This window comes from Frondihabitans peucedani (genome assembly GCF_039537585.1).
In the GTDB taxonomy this organism is placed as follows: Bacteria; Actinomycetota; Actinomycetes; order Actinomycetales; family Microbacteriaceae; genus Frondihabitans; species Frondihabitans peucedani.
Genome location: NZ_BAABAU010000001.1, coordinates 980,318 through 996,441, shown reverse-complemented (window position 1 = coordinate 996,441; position 16,124 = coordinate 980,318). Strand labels below are relative to the sequence as shown.

The 16,124-nt window shown below is 71.7% G+C and carries 17 protein-coding genes and 1 tRNA gene; 12 read left to right on the top strand and 6 right to left on the bottom strand.

Translation table 11 applies throughout. The annotated features are described in order from the left end of the window. Positions 1-153 precede the first annotated feature (153 nt). Entirely contained in the window at positions 154-402 is a 249-nt protein-coding gene (locus ABD733_RS04665; RefSeq protein ID WP_119868947.1) for a WhiB family transcriptional regulator, read from the bottom strand. A 215-nt stretch (positions 403-617) separates the two neighbouring features. Between ABD733_RS04665 and ABD733_RS04660 the strand changes: the two genes are divergently transcribed. Continuing rightward, complete coding sequence (locus ABD733_RS04660; RefSeq protein WP_344793857.1) at positions 618-1,007, top strand: hypothetical protein; 390 nt, start codon at positions 618-620, stop codon at positions 1,005-1,007. A gap of 20 nt (positions 1,008-1,027) precedes the next feature. Here ABD733_RS04660 and bcp read toward each other — a convergent pair whose 3' ends face one another. Further along, positions 1,028-1,501, bottom strand: a complete 474-nt coding sequence (gene bcp / locus ABD733_RS04655; RefSeq protein ID WP_344793856.1) for a thioredoxin-dependent thiol peroxidase — start codon at positions 1,499-1,501, stop codon at positions 1,028-1,030. Positions 1,502-1,594: 93 nt separating this feature from the next. Here bcp and ABD733_RS04650 point away from each other — a divergent pair. From ABD733_RS04650 to ABD733_RS04630, 5 genes are all read left to right on the top strand, one after another. After that, positions 1,595-1,670 (top strand) — tRNA-Lys (locus ABD733_RS04650). Between the two features lie 145 nt (positions 1,671-1,815). Next, positions 1,816-2,808, top strand: coding sequence for an SDR family NAD(P)-dependent oxidoreductase (locus ABD733_RS04645; protein ID WP_344793855.1), 993 nt, complete (start codon positions 1,816-1,818; stop codon positions 2,806-2,808). A 140-nt stretch (positions 2,809-2,948) separates the two neighbouring features. Further along, complete coding sequence (locus ABD733_RS04640) at positions 2,949-3,506, top strand: MOSC domain-containing protein (RefSeq protein ID WP_344793854.1); 558 nt, start codon at positions 2,949-2,951, stop codon at positions 3,504-3,506. 60 nt (positions 3,507-3,566) lie between these two features. Beyond that, the gene (locus ABD733_RS04635; RefSeq protein ID WP_344793853.1) at positions 3,567-4,985 is read left to right on the top strand and encodes a 3' terminal RNA ribose 2'-O-methyltransferase Hen1; all 1,419 of its coding nucleotides are present in this window, start codon (positions 3,567-3,569) and stop codon (positions 4,983-4,985) included. Continuing rightward, the gene (locus tag ABD733_RS04630) at positions 4,985-7,540 is read left to right on the top strand and encodes a polynucleotide kinase-phosphatase (protein WP_344793852.1); all 2,556 of its coding nucleotides are present in this window, start codon (positions 4,985-4,987) and stop codon (positions 7,538-7,540) included. The genes ABD733_RS04635 and ABD733_RS04630 overlap by 1 nt, the downstream gene beginning before the upstream one ends. Positions 7,541-7,639: 99 nt before the next feature. Here ABD733_RS04630 and ABD733_RS04625 read toward each other — a convergent pair whose 3' ends face one another. Beyond that, entirely contained in the window at positions 7,640-8,518 is an 879-nt protein-coding gene (locus tag ABD733_RS04625; RefSeq protein ID WP_344793851.1) for an NmrA family NAD(P)-binding protein, read from the bottom strand. Positions 8,519-8,574: 56 nt separating this feature from the next. Here ABD733_RS04625 and ABD733_RS04620 point away from each other — a divergent pair, with 56 nt between their 5' ends. The 6 genes from ABD733_RS04620 (at position 8,575) to ABD733_RS04595 (ending at position 12,822) form a co-directional block, all read left to right on the top strand. Beyond that, positions 8,575-9,060 carry a MarR family winged helix-turn-helix transcriptional regulator gene (locus ABD733_RS04620; protein ID WP_344793850.1) on the top strand — a complete coding sequence of 162 codons (486 nt, stop codon included), beginning with the start codon at positions 8,575-8,577 and terminating at the stop codon, positions 9,058-9,060. An 86-nt stretch (positions 9,061-9,146) separates the two neighbouring features. After that, the gene (locus ABD733_RS04615) at positions 9,147-9,509 is read left to right on the top strand and encodes a PadR family transcriptional regulator (protein WP_344793849.1); all 363 of its coding nucleotides are present in this window, start codon (positions 9,147-9,149) and stop codon (positions 9,507-9,509) included. Next, positions 9,509-10,447, top strand: coding sequence for a hypothetical protein (locus ABD733_RS04610; protein ID WP_344793848.1), 939 nt, complete (start codon positions 9,509-9,511; stop codon positions 10,445-10,447). Before ABD733_RS04615 ends, ABD733_RS04610 begins: the two co-directional genes overlap by 1 nt. A 191-nt stretch (positions 10,448-10,638) precedes the next feature. After that, positions 10,639-11,064, top strand: coding sequence for a luciferase domain-containing protein (locus ABD733_RS04605; RefSeq protein WP_344793847.1), 426 nt, complete (start codon positions 10,639-10,641; stop codon positions 11,062-11,064). A gap of 28 nt (positions 11,065-11,092) precedes the next feature. After that, positions 11,093-11,587 carry a hypothetical protein gene (locus ABD733_RS04600; RefSeq protein WP_344793846.1) on the top strand — a complete coding sequence of 165 codons (495 nt, stop codon included), beginning with the start codon at positions 11,093-11,095 and terminating at the stop codon, positions 11,585-11,587. Next, complete coding sequence (locus ABD733_RS04595) at positions 11,584-12,822, top strand: MFS transporter (protein ID WP_344793845.1); 1,239 nt, start codon at positions 11,584-11,586, stop codon at positions 12,820-12,822. Before ABD733_RS04600 ends, ABD733_RS04595 begins: the two co-directional genes overlap by 4 nt. On the opposite strand, the gene ABD733_RS04590 is transcribed toward ABD733_RS04595, so the two are convergent. The 3 genes from ABD733_RS04590 to ABD733_RS04580 form a co-directional block, all read right to left on the bottom strand. Further along, positions 12,794-13,330, bottom strand: coding sequence for a hypothetical protein (locus ABD733_RS04590; protein ID WP_344793844.1), 537 nt, complete (start codon positions 13,328-13,330; stop codon positions 12,794-12,796). The two genes, ABD733_RS04595 and ABD733_RS04590, sit on opposite strands and share 29 nt — an antisense overlap. 139 nt (positions 13,331-13,469) lie before the next feature. Continuing rightward, positions 13,470-14,456: an aldo/keto reductase gene (locus ABD733_RS04585; RefSeq protein WP_344793843.1), complete on the bottom strand. Its 987-nt coding sequence runs from the start codon at positions 14,454-14,456 to the stop codon at positions 13,470-13,472. A gap of 206 nt (positions 14,457-14,662) precedes the next feature. Next, a complete protein-coding gene (locus ABD733_RS04580) occupies positions 14,663-16,123 on the bottom strand; it encodes a hypothetical protein (RefSeq protein ID WP_344793842.1) in 1,461 nt (486 codons plus the stop codon). Position 16,124 lies beyond the last annotated feature (1 nt).

Sequence of the window (16,124 nt, the reverse complement as noted above, 5' to 3'; positions counted from 1 at the left end):
CCCGGCTGGCCTTATTGAACCGCGCAGGATCACGACGGCGCGAGACAGACGAAGGGCGCGCCCCGCACGGTCTCCCGTGCCGGAACGCGCCCCCCGGCGCCGCAGACCCGAGGGTCTGCCGTGATCGTGTGAAGTTGTGAGGCCGGGCCGAGACTAGCTGGCGCGGCGGGCGCGAGCGGCGCGGCGCTTGAGGGCGCGGCGCTCGTCTTCGCTCAGGCCGCCCCAGACGCCGGAGTCCTGGGAGGTCTCGAGCGCGTACTGGAGGCAGGTCTCGGTGACGGTGCAGCGCCCGCAGACGGCCTTCGCCTTGTCGATCTGGTCGACGGCGGGCCCGGTGTTGCCGACGGGGAAGAAGAGCTCCGGGTCTGCAGTGAGGCAGGCGGCCTTGTCACGCCAATCCATCTATGGGTACTCCTTAAATGCTGAACCCCACAGCAAAGTGCTCGGGTTCCGGTGGGGGAAAGAAAAGAATTCGGGAGGCATGCACAGCAATGTGCACGTCACTTCGACCTCGAATATGGTCGCATACTGGTGTGACCAAATCAAGGGGTTAAGAGAGGACTTCAAGCGTGACGGAGCCGGGCGGACATCCACGTGACGACGTCTCGAGACGACAGGTGTCGGCCCCGAGACCGCCGCTGATGTGGCTGCTGATCGTGCTCCTGACGGCCGAGTTCCTCCTGATGGTCGTCGTGTCGCTCGTGCTGGTCGCGGAGGTCTTCGGGGCGACCGCCGACTCGGTCGCCGCAGGCATCGCGATCCTGGTGCTCGCCCTCGTGGCCACCGTGTGGCTGGGCTTCATCGTCGTCGCGGCCTGGCGGGGGAGGGCCTGGATGCGCGGTGCCTCGATCGTCTGGCAGGTGCTGATGTTCGCCGTCGGGATCGGGTGCTTCCAGGGCCTCACCGCCACGCCCGCGGTCGGCTGGGCGCTCGTCGTGCCGGCCGTCGTCGTCTTCGTCCTGCTGATCTCGCCCTCCGTCGTCGCGGCGACGACGAAGCGCGACTGACGGCGCGCGACGCCGACCGGCTAGTCGTCGATGCCGAGCTTCTTGCGGAGCGACGCCACGTGCCCCGTCGCCTTGACGTTGTAGAGGGGCAGCTCGACGCGGCCCTCCTCGTCGACGACGATCGTCGACCGGATCACGCCGGTGACGGTCTTGCCGTAGAGGGACTTCTCACCGTAGGCCGCGTACTCCTGGTGGACGCCCAGGTCGAGGTCGCTCAGCAGAGGGAAGTTCAGCCCCTGCTCGTCGCGGAACCTCTGGAGCGCCGGCGCCTCGTCTTTCGAGACCCCGAGCACCTGGTAGCCGGCCGACTTCAGCGAGTTGATGTTGTCGCGGAAGTCGCACGCCTCAGTCGTGCACCCCAACGTCGACGCCGCCGGGTAGAAGTACACGATCACCCTGCTGCCCCGGAAGTCGGAGAGCGAGACCGGCTTGCCGGTCTCGTCGGGGAGGGTGAAGTCGGGCGCGACAGCGCCCTTCTCGAGGCGATCGGACATGGTTCTCCTTCGATGCTGAGGCGCGTTCTTGAGCGCCTTCATCTCATGCTAATGTTGTTCCTCGGTTGCGGAACTCCGGTTTCCACAGGCCACGCACCTCTAGCTCAATTGGCAGAGCAACTGACTCTTAATCAGTGGGTTCTCGGTTCAAGTCCGAGGGGGTGCACCAGAATCCGGTTCCCCGTGGTCGAAGCGTCGCTTCTTCCGCGGGGAATTCTCGTTCGTGAGTCTGATCTCGTCTCACCGCCGCTAGACGACCTCCCGCGAAAGCGCAACCGTCGGCACGGCAGACGGGCCCGGTCTACAAGGGACCCATGAGCACACGCGAGCGGACCATCGTCATCACAGGAGCCTCGAGCGGGATCGGCCGAGCATCGGCCCTCCGGTTCGCCGAACGCGGCACCACCCTCCTCCTCGCCGCTCGGCGCGCCGACGCCCTCGAGGAGGTCGCTGCGCTCTGCCGGAAGCGCGGAGCCGTCGCCGTGGTCGTGCCGACCGACACCACCGACGAGCAGGCGGTCGACCGGCTGGGCGCCAGGGCGCTCTCGACGACCGGCAGGATCGACGTCTGGGTCAACGACGCCGCCGTGTCGTCGTTCTCGCCGTTCCTCGACATGCCGATGGACGAGTTCCGGCGGGTGCTCGACGTCAACATCATGGGCTACGTCTACGGGGCGCGGGCAGCCCTCCGGGTCATGGTGCGTCAGCGGCACGGAGTGGTCGTCAACGTGTCGTCGATCGTGGGCGAGGTGCCGCAGCCGTACACGGCGCCCTACGGCATGTCGAGGGCGGCGGTCCGCGCGCTCGGCGTCAGCCTCCGGTCCGAGCTGGCGCTCGCGAAGCAGAAGCACGTGCACGTCGTCACCGTCCTGCCTCCGACGGTCGACACGCCCTTCTTCCGGCACAGCGCCAACCACACCGGCCGGGCGATCCAGGCGATGCCGCCGGTGTACCCGGTCGAGCAGGTGGCCGCCGCCGTCGTCAAGGCGGCGACTGCTCCGGGCAAGGGCACCGAGATCGCGGTCGGCAGGATCGGCAGGGCCCTCGTCCGGCAGCACCGCATGACGCCCGCTGCGGTGGAGGCGCAGATGGCCCTGCAAACGGAGAAGACGCACCTGTCGAGAAAGGAGTCGGCGCCCGACACGTCCGGCGCCCTGTTCGAGCCGAGCGCGGATCCTGCCGATGCGACCACCACCGGCGGCTGGAAGGGGCGCCGCCGGACGATCTCGCGGAACCTCCTGCTCGTCGGGGCGCTCGCGGCCGGTGCGGTCGTGGTCGCGCGCCGCGCCGCTGCTGGCCGGGCCTAGCGGCACCGGGCCCGCGCCCTCGCCCGCGCCCTCGCCCGAGATCGCGACAAGAAACCACCGCGCGCAGTGGTTTCATGTCGCGATTATGGGAGCGGCGTGCGTCGATGCGCGCCGAGCGGGTCGGTGCGAGAGAATCGGGCATGGCACAGAGCGAACAGGCAGGATCCGTGGTGGCCGTCAGCCGAGACGGGCAGCACCGCTTCAGCAAGGACGTCGTCGACGAGATCCTGCTGGTCGCAGGCCTCGGGGTGGAGGGCGACGCGCACGCGGGCGTGACCGTGCAGCACCTGTCGAGGGTTGCCCGTGATCCTGCGCAGCCGAACCTGCGGCAGGTGCACCTGATCCACGCCGAGCTCTTCGACGAGGTCGGCGAGCGGGGCTACGAGGTCGCACCCGGGCAGCTCGGCGAGAATGTCACCACGCGCGGCGTAGACCTGCTGCGGCTCCCTGCCGACACGCTCCTGCACCTCGGCGAGGAGGCCGTGGTCCGCGTGACCGGCCTCCGCAACCCGTGCCAGCAGATCAACGGCTTCGAGCCGGGCCTCCTGAAGGAGGTGCTCGGGCACTCGCAGGACGGCGAGGTCGAGCGGAAGGGCGGCGTCATGTCGGTCGTCGTCACGGGCGGTGTGCTCCGGGCCGGCGATCCGATCCGTGTCGAGCTGCCCGCGGGGGAGACGGTCGCGCTGCAGCCGGTGTGAGGGGCTGGTCGCCGCCGGCCCTAGACTGATCGGCTACCGTCCGCCGATTGAAGGAGACCCGTGCTGGTCACCGTGACCTCGACCGCGCCCTCCGCGTCCGATCTGAGCCACCTCCTGCGCAAGCACCCCGACCGCGCTCAGGCCTTCTCGCTCAGCGTCGGCACGGCTCACGTCTTCTACCCCGAGGTGTCCGACGACAGGTGCACCGTGGCGCTCCTGCTGGAGGTCGACCCCGTAGGGCTCGTCCGCGACAAGCGCTTCCGCGGCAGCGACGCGGCAACCCTCGCGCGCTACGTGAACGACCGCCCGTACGCCTCCTCGTCGATGGTCGCCGTCGCTCTCGGCCAGGTGTTCCGGACAGCGATGAACGGCACGAGCGAGTCCTTCCCCGAGCTCGCGGCGTCAGCCCTGCCCCTCGAGATCACCGTGGCGGCCCTGCCGGCTCGAGGACGCGACTCGGACGACCTCGTGGCGCGACTGTTCGAGCCGCTCGGGTGGACCGTCGTCGCGAAGCCGATCCCGCTCGATCCTGCGTTCCCGGAGTGGGGCGACTCCGCCTACGTCGACCTCGTCCTCCGGGGTGAAGTCCGTCTCGGAGAGGCCCTCCGTCACCTCTACGTCCTGCTCCCGGTCCTCGACGACGCCAAGCACTACTGGGTGTCGGACGACGAGGTCGGCAAGCTGCTCCGCGCCGGCGAGGGATGGCTGCCCGAGCACCCCGAGCGCGAGCTCATCACGCGGCGCTACCTCGCCCACCAGCGTTCCATGGTCGAAGAGGCTGAAGGACTCCTCGGCGCCGAAGTCAGGATCGCCGCGCTGAAGGACCTCCCGTCGGAGCCCTCGGATGTCGAGCCCGCCGCCGTCCGACCGGCACCCCTCGCTCCGCAGCGCGCGGAGGCGGTGCTGCGGGCACTCCGAGACGTCGGGGCCCGCACGGTCGCCGACGTCGGCTGCGGCGAGGGAGCGCTGCTCCGGCGGCTGCTCGCGGATCCTGCATTCACGACGATCATCGGCACGGATGTCTCCGCCGGTGTCCTGGCGAGGGCGGAGCGCGCGCTGAACCTGCGCGAGGCGGGCGATCGGCAGCGGGAGCGCGTGCGACTGCTGCAGTCGTCGGCGACCTACCAGGACGACAGGATCAGCGGCCTCGACGCCGTCGTGCTGATGGAGGTCGTCGAGCACGTCGACGAGGAGCGCCTCCCTGCTCTCGAGGCGTCTGTCTTCGGAGCCGCCGCCCCGCGATCGGTCGTCGTGACGACTCCGAACGCCGACTACAACACTCTGTTCGAGACTCTGTCCGCCGGTGCGTTCCGGCACCCGGACCACCGCTTCGAGTGGTCGCGCGAGGAGTTCGCCGCGTGGGCGGACGGGGTCGCGGACCGCCGGGGCTACACGGTCGAGTACCGGCCCGTCGGCGACGTCGACGCCCGCCACGGTTCACCGACGCAGCTCGCACTCTTCCGGAAGAAGGCCTCCTGATGCCCCCGCTCGCCCTTCCCGACATGTCGCTCGTCGTCCTCGTCGGCGCCTCCGGGTCCGGCAAGTCGACCTTCGCCGCGCAGCACTTCGGCCCGTTCGAGACGCTCTCGAGCGACTGGTTCCGCGGCCTGGTGTCGAACGACGAGAACGACCAGGCGGCGACGAAGGCCGCTTTCGAGGCCCTCCGTTTCGTCGCGGCCAAGCGTCTCGAGGCCGGGCTCCTGACGGTCATCGACGCGACCAACGTCCAGCCCGAGTCGCGCCGCTCGCTCGTCGAGCTCGCCCGTGAGCACGACGTGCTCCCGGTCGCAGTCGTCCTCGACGTGCCGCAGAGCGTGTGTGTCGAGCGCAACGCGAGCCGCGCCGACCGCACCTTCGGCGCGTCCGTCGTCAAGCGTCAGCACGATCAGCTGCGCCGCTCGCTGAAGTTCCTCGGCAAGGAGGGCTTCCGGCGCGTGCACGTCCTGTCGGGCGTGGATGCGGTGGCGGAGGCCCAGTTCGTCCGCGAGCCGCTCCTCAACGATCGGCGGGGCGAGACCGGACCGTTCGATGCGATCGGCGACGTGCACGGCTGCCGCTCGGAGCTCGAGTCGCTCCTCGGTGCTCTCGGCTACGAGATCGAGCGGGACGACGAGGGGAGACCCGTCGACGCCGCGCATCCCGACGGGCGTCGCGTCGTCTTCCTCGGCGACCTCGTCGACCGCGGCCCGGACACGCCGGGCGTCCTGCGGCTGGCCATGGGCATGGTCGAGGCCGGGCACGCCCTGGCTGTCCCGGGGAACCACGAGGCGAAGCTCGTGCGCGCTCTCGAGGGCAAGAAGGTCCAGGCGAGTCACGGTCTCGCGGAGACCCTCGCGCAGCTCTCGGAGGAGAGCGCCGAGTTCCGCCACAGGGTCCTGACGTTCTGCCGCGATCTCGTCTCGCACCTCGTCCTCGACGACGGGCGCCTCGTCGTCGCCCACGCCGGACTGATCGAGAAGTACCACGGCCGCGCCTCCGGCAGGGTCCGCGCCTTCTCCCTGTTCGGCGACACCACCGGCGAGACCGACGAGTACGGCCTCCCGGTCCGGCTCCCGTGGGCGGACGACTACCGCGGCTCGGCGACGGTGCTCTACGGGCACGTCCCGACCCTCGAGGCGGAGTGGGTCAACGGCACCATGTGCCTCGACACGGGCTGCGTGTTCGGCGGGAGGCTCAGCGCACTGCGCTACCCCGAGAAGGAGGTCGTCAGCGTGCCGGCCGAGAAGGTCTGGTACGAGCCGGCCGCTCCGCTCGGGCGAGCAGGATCCGCGACGGGTACCACCGGCACGGCGCCCCCGCGCGACCCGGGCCTCCTCCGCATCGACGACGTCCTCGGCAAGCAGGTCGTCGAGACCCGCGCGTTCGGGAAGGTGGGCATCCGCGAGGACAGCGCCGCCGGCGCTCTGGAGGTCATGAGCCGCTTCGCCACCGACCCTCGACGCCTCGTCTACCTGCCGCCGACCATGAGTCCGCCGCACGTCTCGAGCCGCCCCGGGGTCCTGGAGCACCCCGCCGAGGCGTTCGCCTCGTACCGGAGAGAGGGCGTCGAGCGTGTCCTCTGCGAGGAGAAGCACATGGGCTCGCGAGCTGTCGTGCTGCTCACCCGCGACCCCGCGCGATTCGGTGCACCCTCCGGCTGGAGGGGTGCGGTCCACACCCGGACCGGCCGCCCGTTCTTCGACGACGCCACCGGCGAGGCGTTCCTCGAGCGGCTCGACCGAGCAGCGGCCGCTGCAGGCCTGTGGGAGGAGCTCGAGACCTCCTGGCTCCTCTTCGACGCCGAGCTCCTGCCGTGGTCTCTCAAGGCGGGCGCGATGATCCGCGAGCAGTACGCGAGCGTCGCAGCGGCGGCGACTGCTGCGCTTCCGGCCGCGGCCGCGATCCTGCAGACCGCCCTCGACCGGGGCGTCGACGTCGGCGACCTCCTCGCGCGCACCGAGAGCCGCGCAGCGAACGCGGAGGCGTACCGCGACGCGTACCGTCGCTACAGCGCCCCCGTCTCGGGTCTCGACGGCGTCCAGCTCGCGCCCTTCCAACTGCTCGCGTCCGAGGGGGCCAGCCACCTCGGCCAGGAGCACGCGTGGCACCTCGCGCTCGCCGACCGGCTCGCGGAGGCCGACGAGGCCTTCATCCGACGCACCCGCCGGATCGAGGTCGACCTCGCCGTCCCCGAGTCGGAGGCTGCGGCAACGGACTGGTGGGAGGCACTCACGGCGGACGGCGGCGAGGGCATGGTGGTGAAGCCGGCGGTGGGTCTCACTCGAGGCACCCGCTCGCTCGCCCAGCCGGGGATCAAGGTGCGAGGGGCCGAGTATCTCCGGATCATCTACGGGCCCGACTACCTGGAGCCGGCGAACCTCGCACGCCTCCGCGACCGCGACGTGGGGCACAAGAGATCGATGGCTCTCCGCGAGTACGCCCTCGGAGTCGAGGCCGTCGAGCGCTTCGTCGCCGAGGAGCCGGTGTGGCGCGTGCACCAGGCCGTGTTCGGGGTGCTCGCCATGGAGTCGGAGCCGGTGGATCCGCGGTTGTGACCCGGGTGTCCGCGGTTGTGACCCGGGTGTCCTCGGTCGTGTAGCGGGCGGAGGCCGACATCGGACGCCGAGCTCCCGCACGGGGGTGACCGGCGGCGCTCACCCCTCGCCGAGCAGCACCGCCCGCCGCGAACGAGCCCAGGCGGCGAGCGACCGCGCGGGCTCGCCGGTGATCCGCTCGACGTCGGTGGTGAGCAGGTCGACCCCGTCGAGCCCGCGGCGGGCCACGACGCCGAACTGCTGCCGGAGGCCCTCCGCCTGCCAGGCAGGGACGCCGTTGGCTCGCAGGATCACGGCGAACACCCTGCTGGGCACATGCACGTACCGCACCCCGCGCCCGAGCCCCTCCGCGAGGCCCCGCGCGACGCCGCGGCCGTCGAGGAGCTCCGGCCCGGTCAGCACGGGCTCCGCACCGACGTGGACGCCTTCGCGAAGCACGTGGGCGGCGACCCGGGCGATGTCGTCGGTGTCGATCCAGCCGATCCGGCCGCGGCCCATGGTCTGCGGGAACAGCCCCTTCCGGATCGCCGGCCCCGACGACTCGAGGTTCGTCATGAACCCGGACGGGTGCAGGATCGTCCGCTCCAGACCGCTCGCGCGCACCAGCTCGTCGATCTGCCAGATGGCGCTGGCCCAGGGCATCGGCGAGTGCTCGGCCGCGTCGCCGCCGGAGAGCTGCACGATCGCCCGGACGCCGGCCTCCTTCGCCGCCCACACGCCGTTCGCCCCGTGCTCGGCCTGCTTCTGGGTCGCGGCCGTGACCAGGAACAGCTGGTCGACGCCGTCGAGCGCCGCGGCGAGGGCCGTGCGGTCGCCGAGGTCGGCGATCCTGGCATCGACGCCTCGGGCCTGCAGCGCCTCGGCCTGCTCGCGGCGGCGGACGACGGCCCGCACCGGGGCGCCCGCGGCCCGCAGCTTCTCGAGGGTCTTGCCGCCGACGTCGCCGGTCACACCCGTGATCGCGATGAGTTCGCTCATGGTTCCTCCTAGTATCAGCTAACTGATACTGAACCCTACTCCGATACGATCGGGACATGTCTGAACGGATCTCCCCGACGCGCGGCGACATCGACGCCATCGCCGCCTGGACGGTCATCCGAGCCGCCCGCGAACTCGCCCGCCGCCTCGCCGACTCCCTCGAGCCGCTGGGACTGACCCCGGTCGAGTTCGGCGTCCTCGTGCAGCTCGCCGCGGCCGACGGCCTCAGCCAGGCCGACCTCGCTCGCGCCGTGGGAGTCCGGCCGCAGAGCATGACCGGGCTCGTCGGCGGGCTCGACGCACGGGCGCTCCTGACCCGCGGGGCCGATCGCGGCCGGGGCCGCCACTCGCGGATCCACCTGACCGACGACGGGCTGGCGCTGCTGGCGGAGGCGTATCCCGTGGTGCTCGCGAGCAACAGCTGGTTCGGCGACGATCCTGCCGCGACGGAGGCGGTCGTCGCGAGTCTCCGGCCGATGCTCGGCGGGCCGGAGGACCCGGTGGTCGGCGCCGTCGCGGCTGGTTCGGACGGCGTGGTCTAGCCGGTCGGCCCCTTCGCGGCAGTCGATAGTCGGCGAGAGCATCTACCCTCCTGGTCATATTCCCGCCACGGGCATATGCTCTAGTCATGGAGACAACCGACCTGCGGGAGCCCGCCTTCTGGATCCTCGCCGCCCTGGCCGAAGGGCGGCAGCACGGCTACGCGCTGATCCGCGAGACGTCGGCCCTGAGCGGAGGGGCCGTCTCGCTGGCGGTCACCACCCTCTACGCGTCCCTCGACCGACTCGTCGACGAGGGGCTCGTCAGCACCGACGGCGACGAGGTCGTCGACGGGCGGCTGCGACGCTACTTCGTCGCGACCCCGGAGGGCAGGGCGCGCCTCCAGGCCGAGGCGGAGCGTCTCGAGCAGAAAGTGGCCGTCGTGCGCCGACAGCTCTCCGGCCGCACGTCGCGCCCGGTACGGCCTGCCGCGACGGGAGGGATCGCGTGATGACGTCGCTCGACGAGACCTACCGCCGCCTCCTGCGCTGGTACCCGCGGTCGTGGCGGGCGCGGAACGGCGACGTGCTCCTCGGCACGCTCCTCGGCGTCGCCGAGGCCCAGGGCCGGAGCCTGCCCGCCCGGGGCGAGGCCGCCTCCATCCGGGTCCACGGCAGCAGCGCGCGCCTCGACCTCCTCGTCGAGCCCGCAGTGCGGAATGCCGCGAGCACGGTCGCCCTCACGCTCGGCGCAGGCCTCGCCGCGGCCTCGTTCGTGATGGGCACGTGGGTCCCGTGGGGGACGAGGGGGCCGGGGCTCAGCGCGTATCCATCGAGCGCCGCTTCGCTCCTGAACCCGAGCCTGGTCCTCGCGGTCCTCTGGCTCGCCGCGCTCGCGCTCGCCGTCGGGCGGCGGTGGCTCGTCGGTCGAGTGGTTCTCGGCCTGTCGCTCGTGTTCACAGCAGTCACCGCCCTGGCTCCCGAGATCTTCTTCGGCGACCGCCCCACCCTGGTCTTCCTCTCCGCGTGCGCGCTCCTCGCCGTGATCGGCAGGCCCGCCGGACGGAACGTCACCGCGCTCGCCGCACTCGGTTGGGCCGCAGTGGCCGTCGTCCTCTTCCTGGGATCGTTCGAATGGTCGGCCGCCTACCCGCAGACGAGCAGTCTCTGGGGCGCGATCGCGGCCATCTGGTACGCCGCAGCGGCGACCATCGTGGTGGCCGTCGGACTCGCGGTCGCTCGACTCTGGCGCGCGGGCTTCACGATCATCCTGGCCCTCGTGCCTCTCACGACCACGTTCGTCGTCGCGCGTCTGACCGGCGACCTCTACGAGAATGGTTCGGCCTTGATGGTCGCCTTGCCCGTCGCTCTCGGCGTCGTCCTGCTCGTCCTCTCCAGCAGCGGTCGGCTCGACCTCCGCCCCTCGCGGCGTGGGACCGCTCTGGACTGACCTGAGACCGGCGAGTACGTTCTGACGTCGGAAGTGCGCTCGAGGACGTACTTCCGACGTGAGAACGTACTTCTGCGGCAGGGCGGCAGGGCGGCCGCGCGGCCGGCGCAGAGCGCAGCAGGGCGGCGGGGGAGTGCCGCTCACCACCATGGCCGGATGCAGGTCGCGCACGTCCGGGAGAACGACCCCGGGTGTCCACGGAGGGCCCCCAGACGCAGTTGAGCCAGCGGTCGTCGCCGGCCCTCTGGGGCGAGCTCGTCGCCACGGTCTTCGACCTGCCTCAGGCGAGGGAGGGCCACAGCCAGGTGTCGCCGCCGTCGTCCCGCGCCGTCTTCCTCGACGACGTGACGGTCGAGGCCGCACCCGAGACGTCGCTCGCGCCGGGGCAGCGGCCGGAGCCCGTCCACCTGCACGGTGTCCACGACACGAGCCTTCACCTGTGCCTGCCCGCCGACCGGGGTCGAGAGCTGACCGAGGCCGGCTGGACGGAGCCGCACCAGTACGAGGACTTCGGCACGGAGTTCCTGGTATACGGCCCGCGCGACGCCGACGAACTGGCCACCGTCGTCGGATTCGTCCGAGAGAGTCTCGAATTCGCCCGGACACGACAGGACTGAACCCGCCGTTCGGTGGCAGGGTCGGAGTGTGCAGAAGAGGAAGCCGCGCCCGCCGGTGTGGCAGCAGGGGGCGTCGCGGTCGTACATCGAGGATCCGAACGCCGAGATCCCGGACTCCAACGAGCCCGTGAGCAGACGCTCGTTCCTCATCCTGCGCTGCATCCAGGCTGCCATCCTGGTCGTCTGCCTGATCGCGCTCGCCGGGATGGAGCGCCACCCGGACGGACGTTCCTCCTGGCTTCCTCTGCTGGTCCAGGCGGCCATCTTCATCGATTTCCGCCTCTTCTCCCGGATCCACGCGCAGCCGACCCCGACGCGAGCCGAGAAGACGCGGAGCCTCGTGAGCCTCGGGGTCGTGATCGCGTGGGCGATCCTGCAGGTGCTCCTCGTGCTGCGGGTGTTCGGCACCCCGTCCGCCGCCGACGCCTGGCTGCTCGGCGCCGGTCTCGGCATCGTCGTCGTCCCGGCGTTCGTCTTCACGGCGCAGCGCGCCCGGTACTTCCGCTGGAAGGCGACCGCGTGACGGGCTCCACCGCCGGCCCGGCAACGGGCTCCGTCCGGCAGCAGGCCCCGGCAGGATCACGCCAGCCGCTCCCGCTCGTCGTCTTCGTCCTCGCCCTCGGGACCTTCCTCATGGTCACGAGCGAGTTCGTCGTGGCGGGCGTCCTCCCCGAGATCGCCGGCGACCTGAGCGTCTCGCTCGCGCACGCCGGACTCCTGATCACCGTCTTCGCCATCGGCATGATCGTCGGGGCCCCGACGATGACCCTGGTGACCCTGCGGCTGTCGAAGCGGTCGACCCTGCTGCTGGCGCTCGCCGTCTTCATCGTCGGGCACGTGATCGTCGCCCTCGCCTCGGACTTCACGATCCTCTTGGCCGCGCGCTTCCTCACCGCTCTCGCGACGGGCGCGTTCTGGGCGGTCGCCTCCGTGCTCGCGGTGCGCCTGGCAGGAACCGGCTCAGGATCGAGAGCACTCGGCGTCGTCGGCGCGGGCGGCGCTCTCGCGGGCGTCGCGGGCGTCCCCCTCGGGGCGTTCGTCGGGCAGACGCTCGGCTGGCGCGGCACCTTCTGGTCGATCGCGGTCCTCGCCGTGGTGGCAGCAGCGATGATCGCTCGGTTCGTGCCGCACGACGCCGGGGCCACCGAGGGCGCGACGATCCGCGGGGAGCTCCGAGGACTCCGGGCACCGCGCCTCTGGATCGCCCTCGTCGCCTGCGCGACCACCAACGCCGCGATGCTCTCCGCTTACGCCTTCATCTCGCCGATCCTCACCGATCACGCGGGGATCGCGATCGGCTTCGTGCCGCTGGTGCTCACCTGCTTCGGGGTGGGGAGTCTCTCCGGCACCCTCCTCGCCAGCCGTCTCGGCGACGCGAGGCCGCACGCGGTGACGGTGGTCACCCCTGCCGTCACCTGCGTCCTGCTCGGGCTGCTCGCCGTGATCACGGGCGCGCCGGCGGCGACGATCGCCGTCGTGGTGCTGCTCGGGCTGTTCGGCTTCAGCGCGAACAGCGTGCTGACGCTGCTCGCCGTCCGGGCCGCCGGGCAGGCCGCGACGCTCGGGTCGTCGCTCACGGTGTCGGCGTTCAACGTGGGGACGGCGGTCGGGACGGGCGTCGCCGGGCTGGCGCTCGAGTCATCCCTCGGAGTGGTGGGCCCGATCCTGGTCGGAACCGGGTTCGCCGCGTTGACACTGGTGCCGGTGGTGGCACTGGCCGTGCTGCGAGTCAGCGCCGGTCGAGGCGGTGCTCACTGACGACCGAGCCGTCGTCGGCAGACGTCAGCGTGACGACGTCGAAGCGCGGGTGCCGGGTGCGGGGGATCCAGTAGGCCAGCCACAGCAGGCCGGTGACCGCCGTCAGCGCCGCGTTGACGCAGAAGCCGAGCAGTCGGCGACGCTCGAGCACCACGGTCGTGTCGGTGGCCTGGGTGACGGCGTAGCCGAGGTCGGTCCAGCGGGTCAGCTCGTCGTGCAGGTCGGACTGCAGCGCGGTGCCGAGCGTGCGCTCGAGCGTGGCGACAGTCATGGCTCCGTCGGCCGCGGGCTGAAAGACGCAGGAGCAGCTCGACGCGAGCGGGCAGGCGCTGCGGCGGGCGGACGGGGCGAGGAGGGTCGCTGTCAGGGTAGACGCTCGCGGCGTCGGGGCATCTCGCACCGCGGTGGAGGTCGAGGCCGTGCTCGAGGTCGAGATCCAGCCGTCGTCGCCCGACACGCCTCCGGCGCCCCCGCGGCCGGGGCTCAGTGTGATCGACATCCGGCTCATGAGTGCAGCCTACCGATCAGTGAGCGTCGCTGAGGGCGCCCGCTCGCGTGGGCGGGCGCCTATCGCAGCGGGCGGGCCTCCGGAGACCCGCCCACTGCTGCGAGCACCCGCCCACTGCAGCGCACGACCGACAGAAGGACTAGCGCCCGATCGGCGACATGTCCGGGTACCGGTCGCCCGACGGGGCCGGCAGCGACGACAGGCGCGCGAGCTGCTCGGGGCTGAGCGCCAGGCTGCTCGAACCGAGGTTCTCCTCGAGGCGGGTGACGGCCTTCGTGCCGGGGATCGGGACCACGTCGTCGCCCTGCGCCAGCAGCCAGGCGAGCGCGACCTGCGCGGGCGTCGCCTCGACCTCGCGGGCGATCTCGCGGACCTCGTCCACGAGCCGCATGTTCGTCTCGAACGCCTCCTGCTGGAAGCGCGGGTTCGCCAGCCGGAAGTCGTCGGAGTCGAGGTCGGACGGCTTCGTGATCGCACCGGTCAGGAACCCGCGGCCGAGCGGCGAGTAGGGCACGAGGCCGATCCCGAGCTCGCGGAGGGTGGTGAGCACGTCGCCCTCGGGGTCGCGTGTCCAGAGGGAGTACTCGCTCTGCAGGGCCGTGATCGGGTGCACCGCGTTCGCGCGCCGGATCGTGTCGGCGCCGGCCTCCGAGAGACCGATGTGGCGGATCTTGCCCTCGGTGACGAACTCGGCCAGCTGTCCGATGACGTCCTCGATGGGCACCTCGGGGTCGACGCGGTGCTGGTAGTAGAGGTCGATGTGATCGGTGTCGAGGCGTCGGAGAGATCCCTCGAGAGCCGTGCGGACCGATCCTGGAGCCGACGTGATGTGGCGCTCGGTGCTGGGCGTCTCCTCGCCCTCCTCGTGGCGGATGAGTCCGAACTTGGTGGCGATGACGACCTCGTCGCGGCGTCCCTTGACGGCGCGGGCGACGAGCTCCTCGTTCGTGTACGGACCGTACGCCTCGGCGGTGTCGAGGAGGGTGACGCCCAGGTCGAGGGCGCGCTGGATCGTGCGGATCGACTCGTCGTCGTCGGTTCCGGCGCCGGTGTAGAACGCGCTCATGCCCATCGTGCCGAGCCCGAGGGCTCCGACCTCGAGGTCGCGCAGCTTCCGTGTCTCCATGGGGTGTCCTTTCTCGAACGTGGCAGGCCGTGCGGCCGGCCTCCTCGATCATGCTCGCGTCGCCTCGGAGGAGGGAGGCACTGGCGAGACCCCCTGGGGTGGCAGGATCCCGGCCTCGCGGAGACACGCATTCCGGCGGAGGTCACGCAGAACGACCCTTGACCCGAGCCGGACTGCGTGTCGCGAGCACCCGTGGAGAGGAGCCCCTACAGGAGGCGCCCGGGTCGCGCGAGCACGCGGCGGCGGAGCAGCAGGGCCCCTCCGCCGGCACCGACCGCGGCCAGGCCGCCTCCGGTCCAGAGGAGTGCGGCCACGAGCGGGGACGGGGCCGACCGAGACGGCGCGGCGACCGCGGCGGGGGATCCCGGACGGGGCGCGCTCCTGTGCCCCGGACGAGCGACCGCGACCGGGGACCCGTCGGCGGTGACCGCGACGACGGAGGCGCGCTCCTGAGCAGGATGCGAGGCCCAGGACGCCCCGAGGCCGGGCGACCGGTCGTGCGACGCCGTCGACCCTGCGGTCGCGCCGCCAGACGAGCCGCCGGCGCTGCCGCCAGCCGAGCCGCCGGCGCCGCCGCCGGACGATCCGGACCCCGGGCCGGTGACCGGCGCGGTCGCGCCCGGGGCCGGCGCGGACGTGCCGGGAGGCCCGGACGAGACGGGAGGCACCGACGAGCCGGGTGCCGCCGAGCAGGACGCAACGACGATCGGGCCGGTCCTCGTGGTCCTGGGGGCGGCATCGTCACTGACGCTGAGGCGGTACGACCCGGGGGAGACCCCCGAGAAGGCCACCGAGTGGCTGGCTCCGTCTCCGACGAACGACACGACCGGCAGAGCCGATGCCGTCTCGGACGTGAGGGCGAGGTCGTATCCGCGGCCCTCGACCAGGGAGTCGATGTCGGCCGTGACAGTCCGCGTGGACCCGTCGGCGGCGCACTCGGAGACGGCGGCCCGGAGCCCGACTCTCGCCGCGCATCCTGGGATGGCCACCTGCCGGGTCGTCGAGAGGGAGTCGTCCGACTGATCGGTGACGCGGACGTCGTAGTCGCGCCCGGCGGTCAGCCCGGAGAAGTGCTTGCTGATCTCGGGCTGCGTCCGGAACTGGAAGTGCTTGACGACCGTCCCGCCCGAGGACACCTCCACCAGATAGGTGGTGCTGCGACGGAGGGCACCCACGGTCAGGTCGAGGCCCTGCTTGTCGACCCGGCTCGGCGAGGTGCAGTTCGTCGGCGTCACCCGCAGGGCGACCGGCGAGCACGGCGTCGTCGTTCCTGTGACGCTGAGGTCGGACCCGCGGCCCGGCGTGAAGCTCCGGCCGTCGGAGTCGCCGCCCCACGAGTTGACCTCGACGGAGTAGCGGTGCGTCACCCGCGGGTCGAAGTCGTAGACGCCCGGGAAGCTGCCCTTGAAGACGCGCCAGTCGTCGCCGGTCGAATCGCGCTGCGCGGAGCCGTCGGTCTGGACCTCGCCGTCGACGACGACCCTGACCTCGCCCTTGTCGACGAAGCCCTTCGGCTTCACCGTGAGGGTCGAGCAGGAGGACGAGACTCCGGGCGTGGGGCCGGAGACGACCTCGGCCTTCGCCGCGGAGGCGGTGGTCAGAGCCAGTCCGGACGCCACGACGACGGTGATCGTCGCCGTGGCGAGCCGGAGGAGCGTCTTCGTCACT

Coding starts and splice junctions, on each gene's coding strand:
- ABD733_RS04590 (WP_344793844.1), bottom strand. CDS start 13,330: ATGAGCCGGATGTCGATCACACTGAGCCCCGGCCGCGGGGGCGCCGGA.
- bcp (WP_344793856.1), bottom strand. CDS start 1,501: ATGTCCGATCGCCTCGAGAAGGGCGCTGTCGCGCCCGACTTCACCCTC.
- ABD733_RS04585 (WP_344793843.1), bottom strand. CDS start 14,456: ATGGAGACACGGAAGCTGCGCGACCTCGAGGTCGGAGCCCTCGGGCTC.
- ABD733_RS04615 (WP_344793849.1), top strand. CDS start 9,147: ATGGAGACAACCGACCTGCGGGAGCCCGCCTTCTGGATCCTCGCCGCC.
- ABD733_RS04640 (WP_344793854.1), top strand. CDS start 2,949: ATGGCACAGAGCGAACAGGCAGGATCCGTGGTGGCCGTCAGCCGAGAC.
- ABD733_RS04645 (WP_344793855.1), top strand. CDS start 1,816: ATGAGCACACGCGAGCGGACCATCGTCATCACAGGAGCCTCGAGCGGG.
- ABD733_RS04665 (WP_119868947.1), bottom strand. CDS start 402: ATGGATTGGCGTGACAAGGCCGCCTGCCTCACTGCAGACCCGGAGCTC.
- ABD733_RS04620 (WP_344793850.1), top strand. CDS start 8,575: ATGTCTGAACGGATCTCCCCGACGCGCGGCGACATCGACGCCATCGCC.
- ABD733_RS04625 (WP_344793851.1), bottom strand. CDS start 8,518: ATGAGCGAACTCATCGCGATCACGGGTGTGACCGGCGACGTCGGCGGC.
- ABD733_RS04610 (WP_344793848.1), top strand. CDS start 9,509: ATGACGTCGCTCGACGAGACCTACCGCCGCCTCCTGCGCTGGTACCCG.
- ABD733_RS04630 (WP_344793852.1), top strand. CDS start 4,985: ATGCCCCCGCTCGCCCTTCCCGACATGTCGCTCGTCGTCCTCGTCGGC.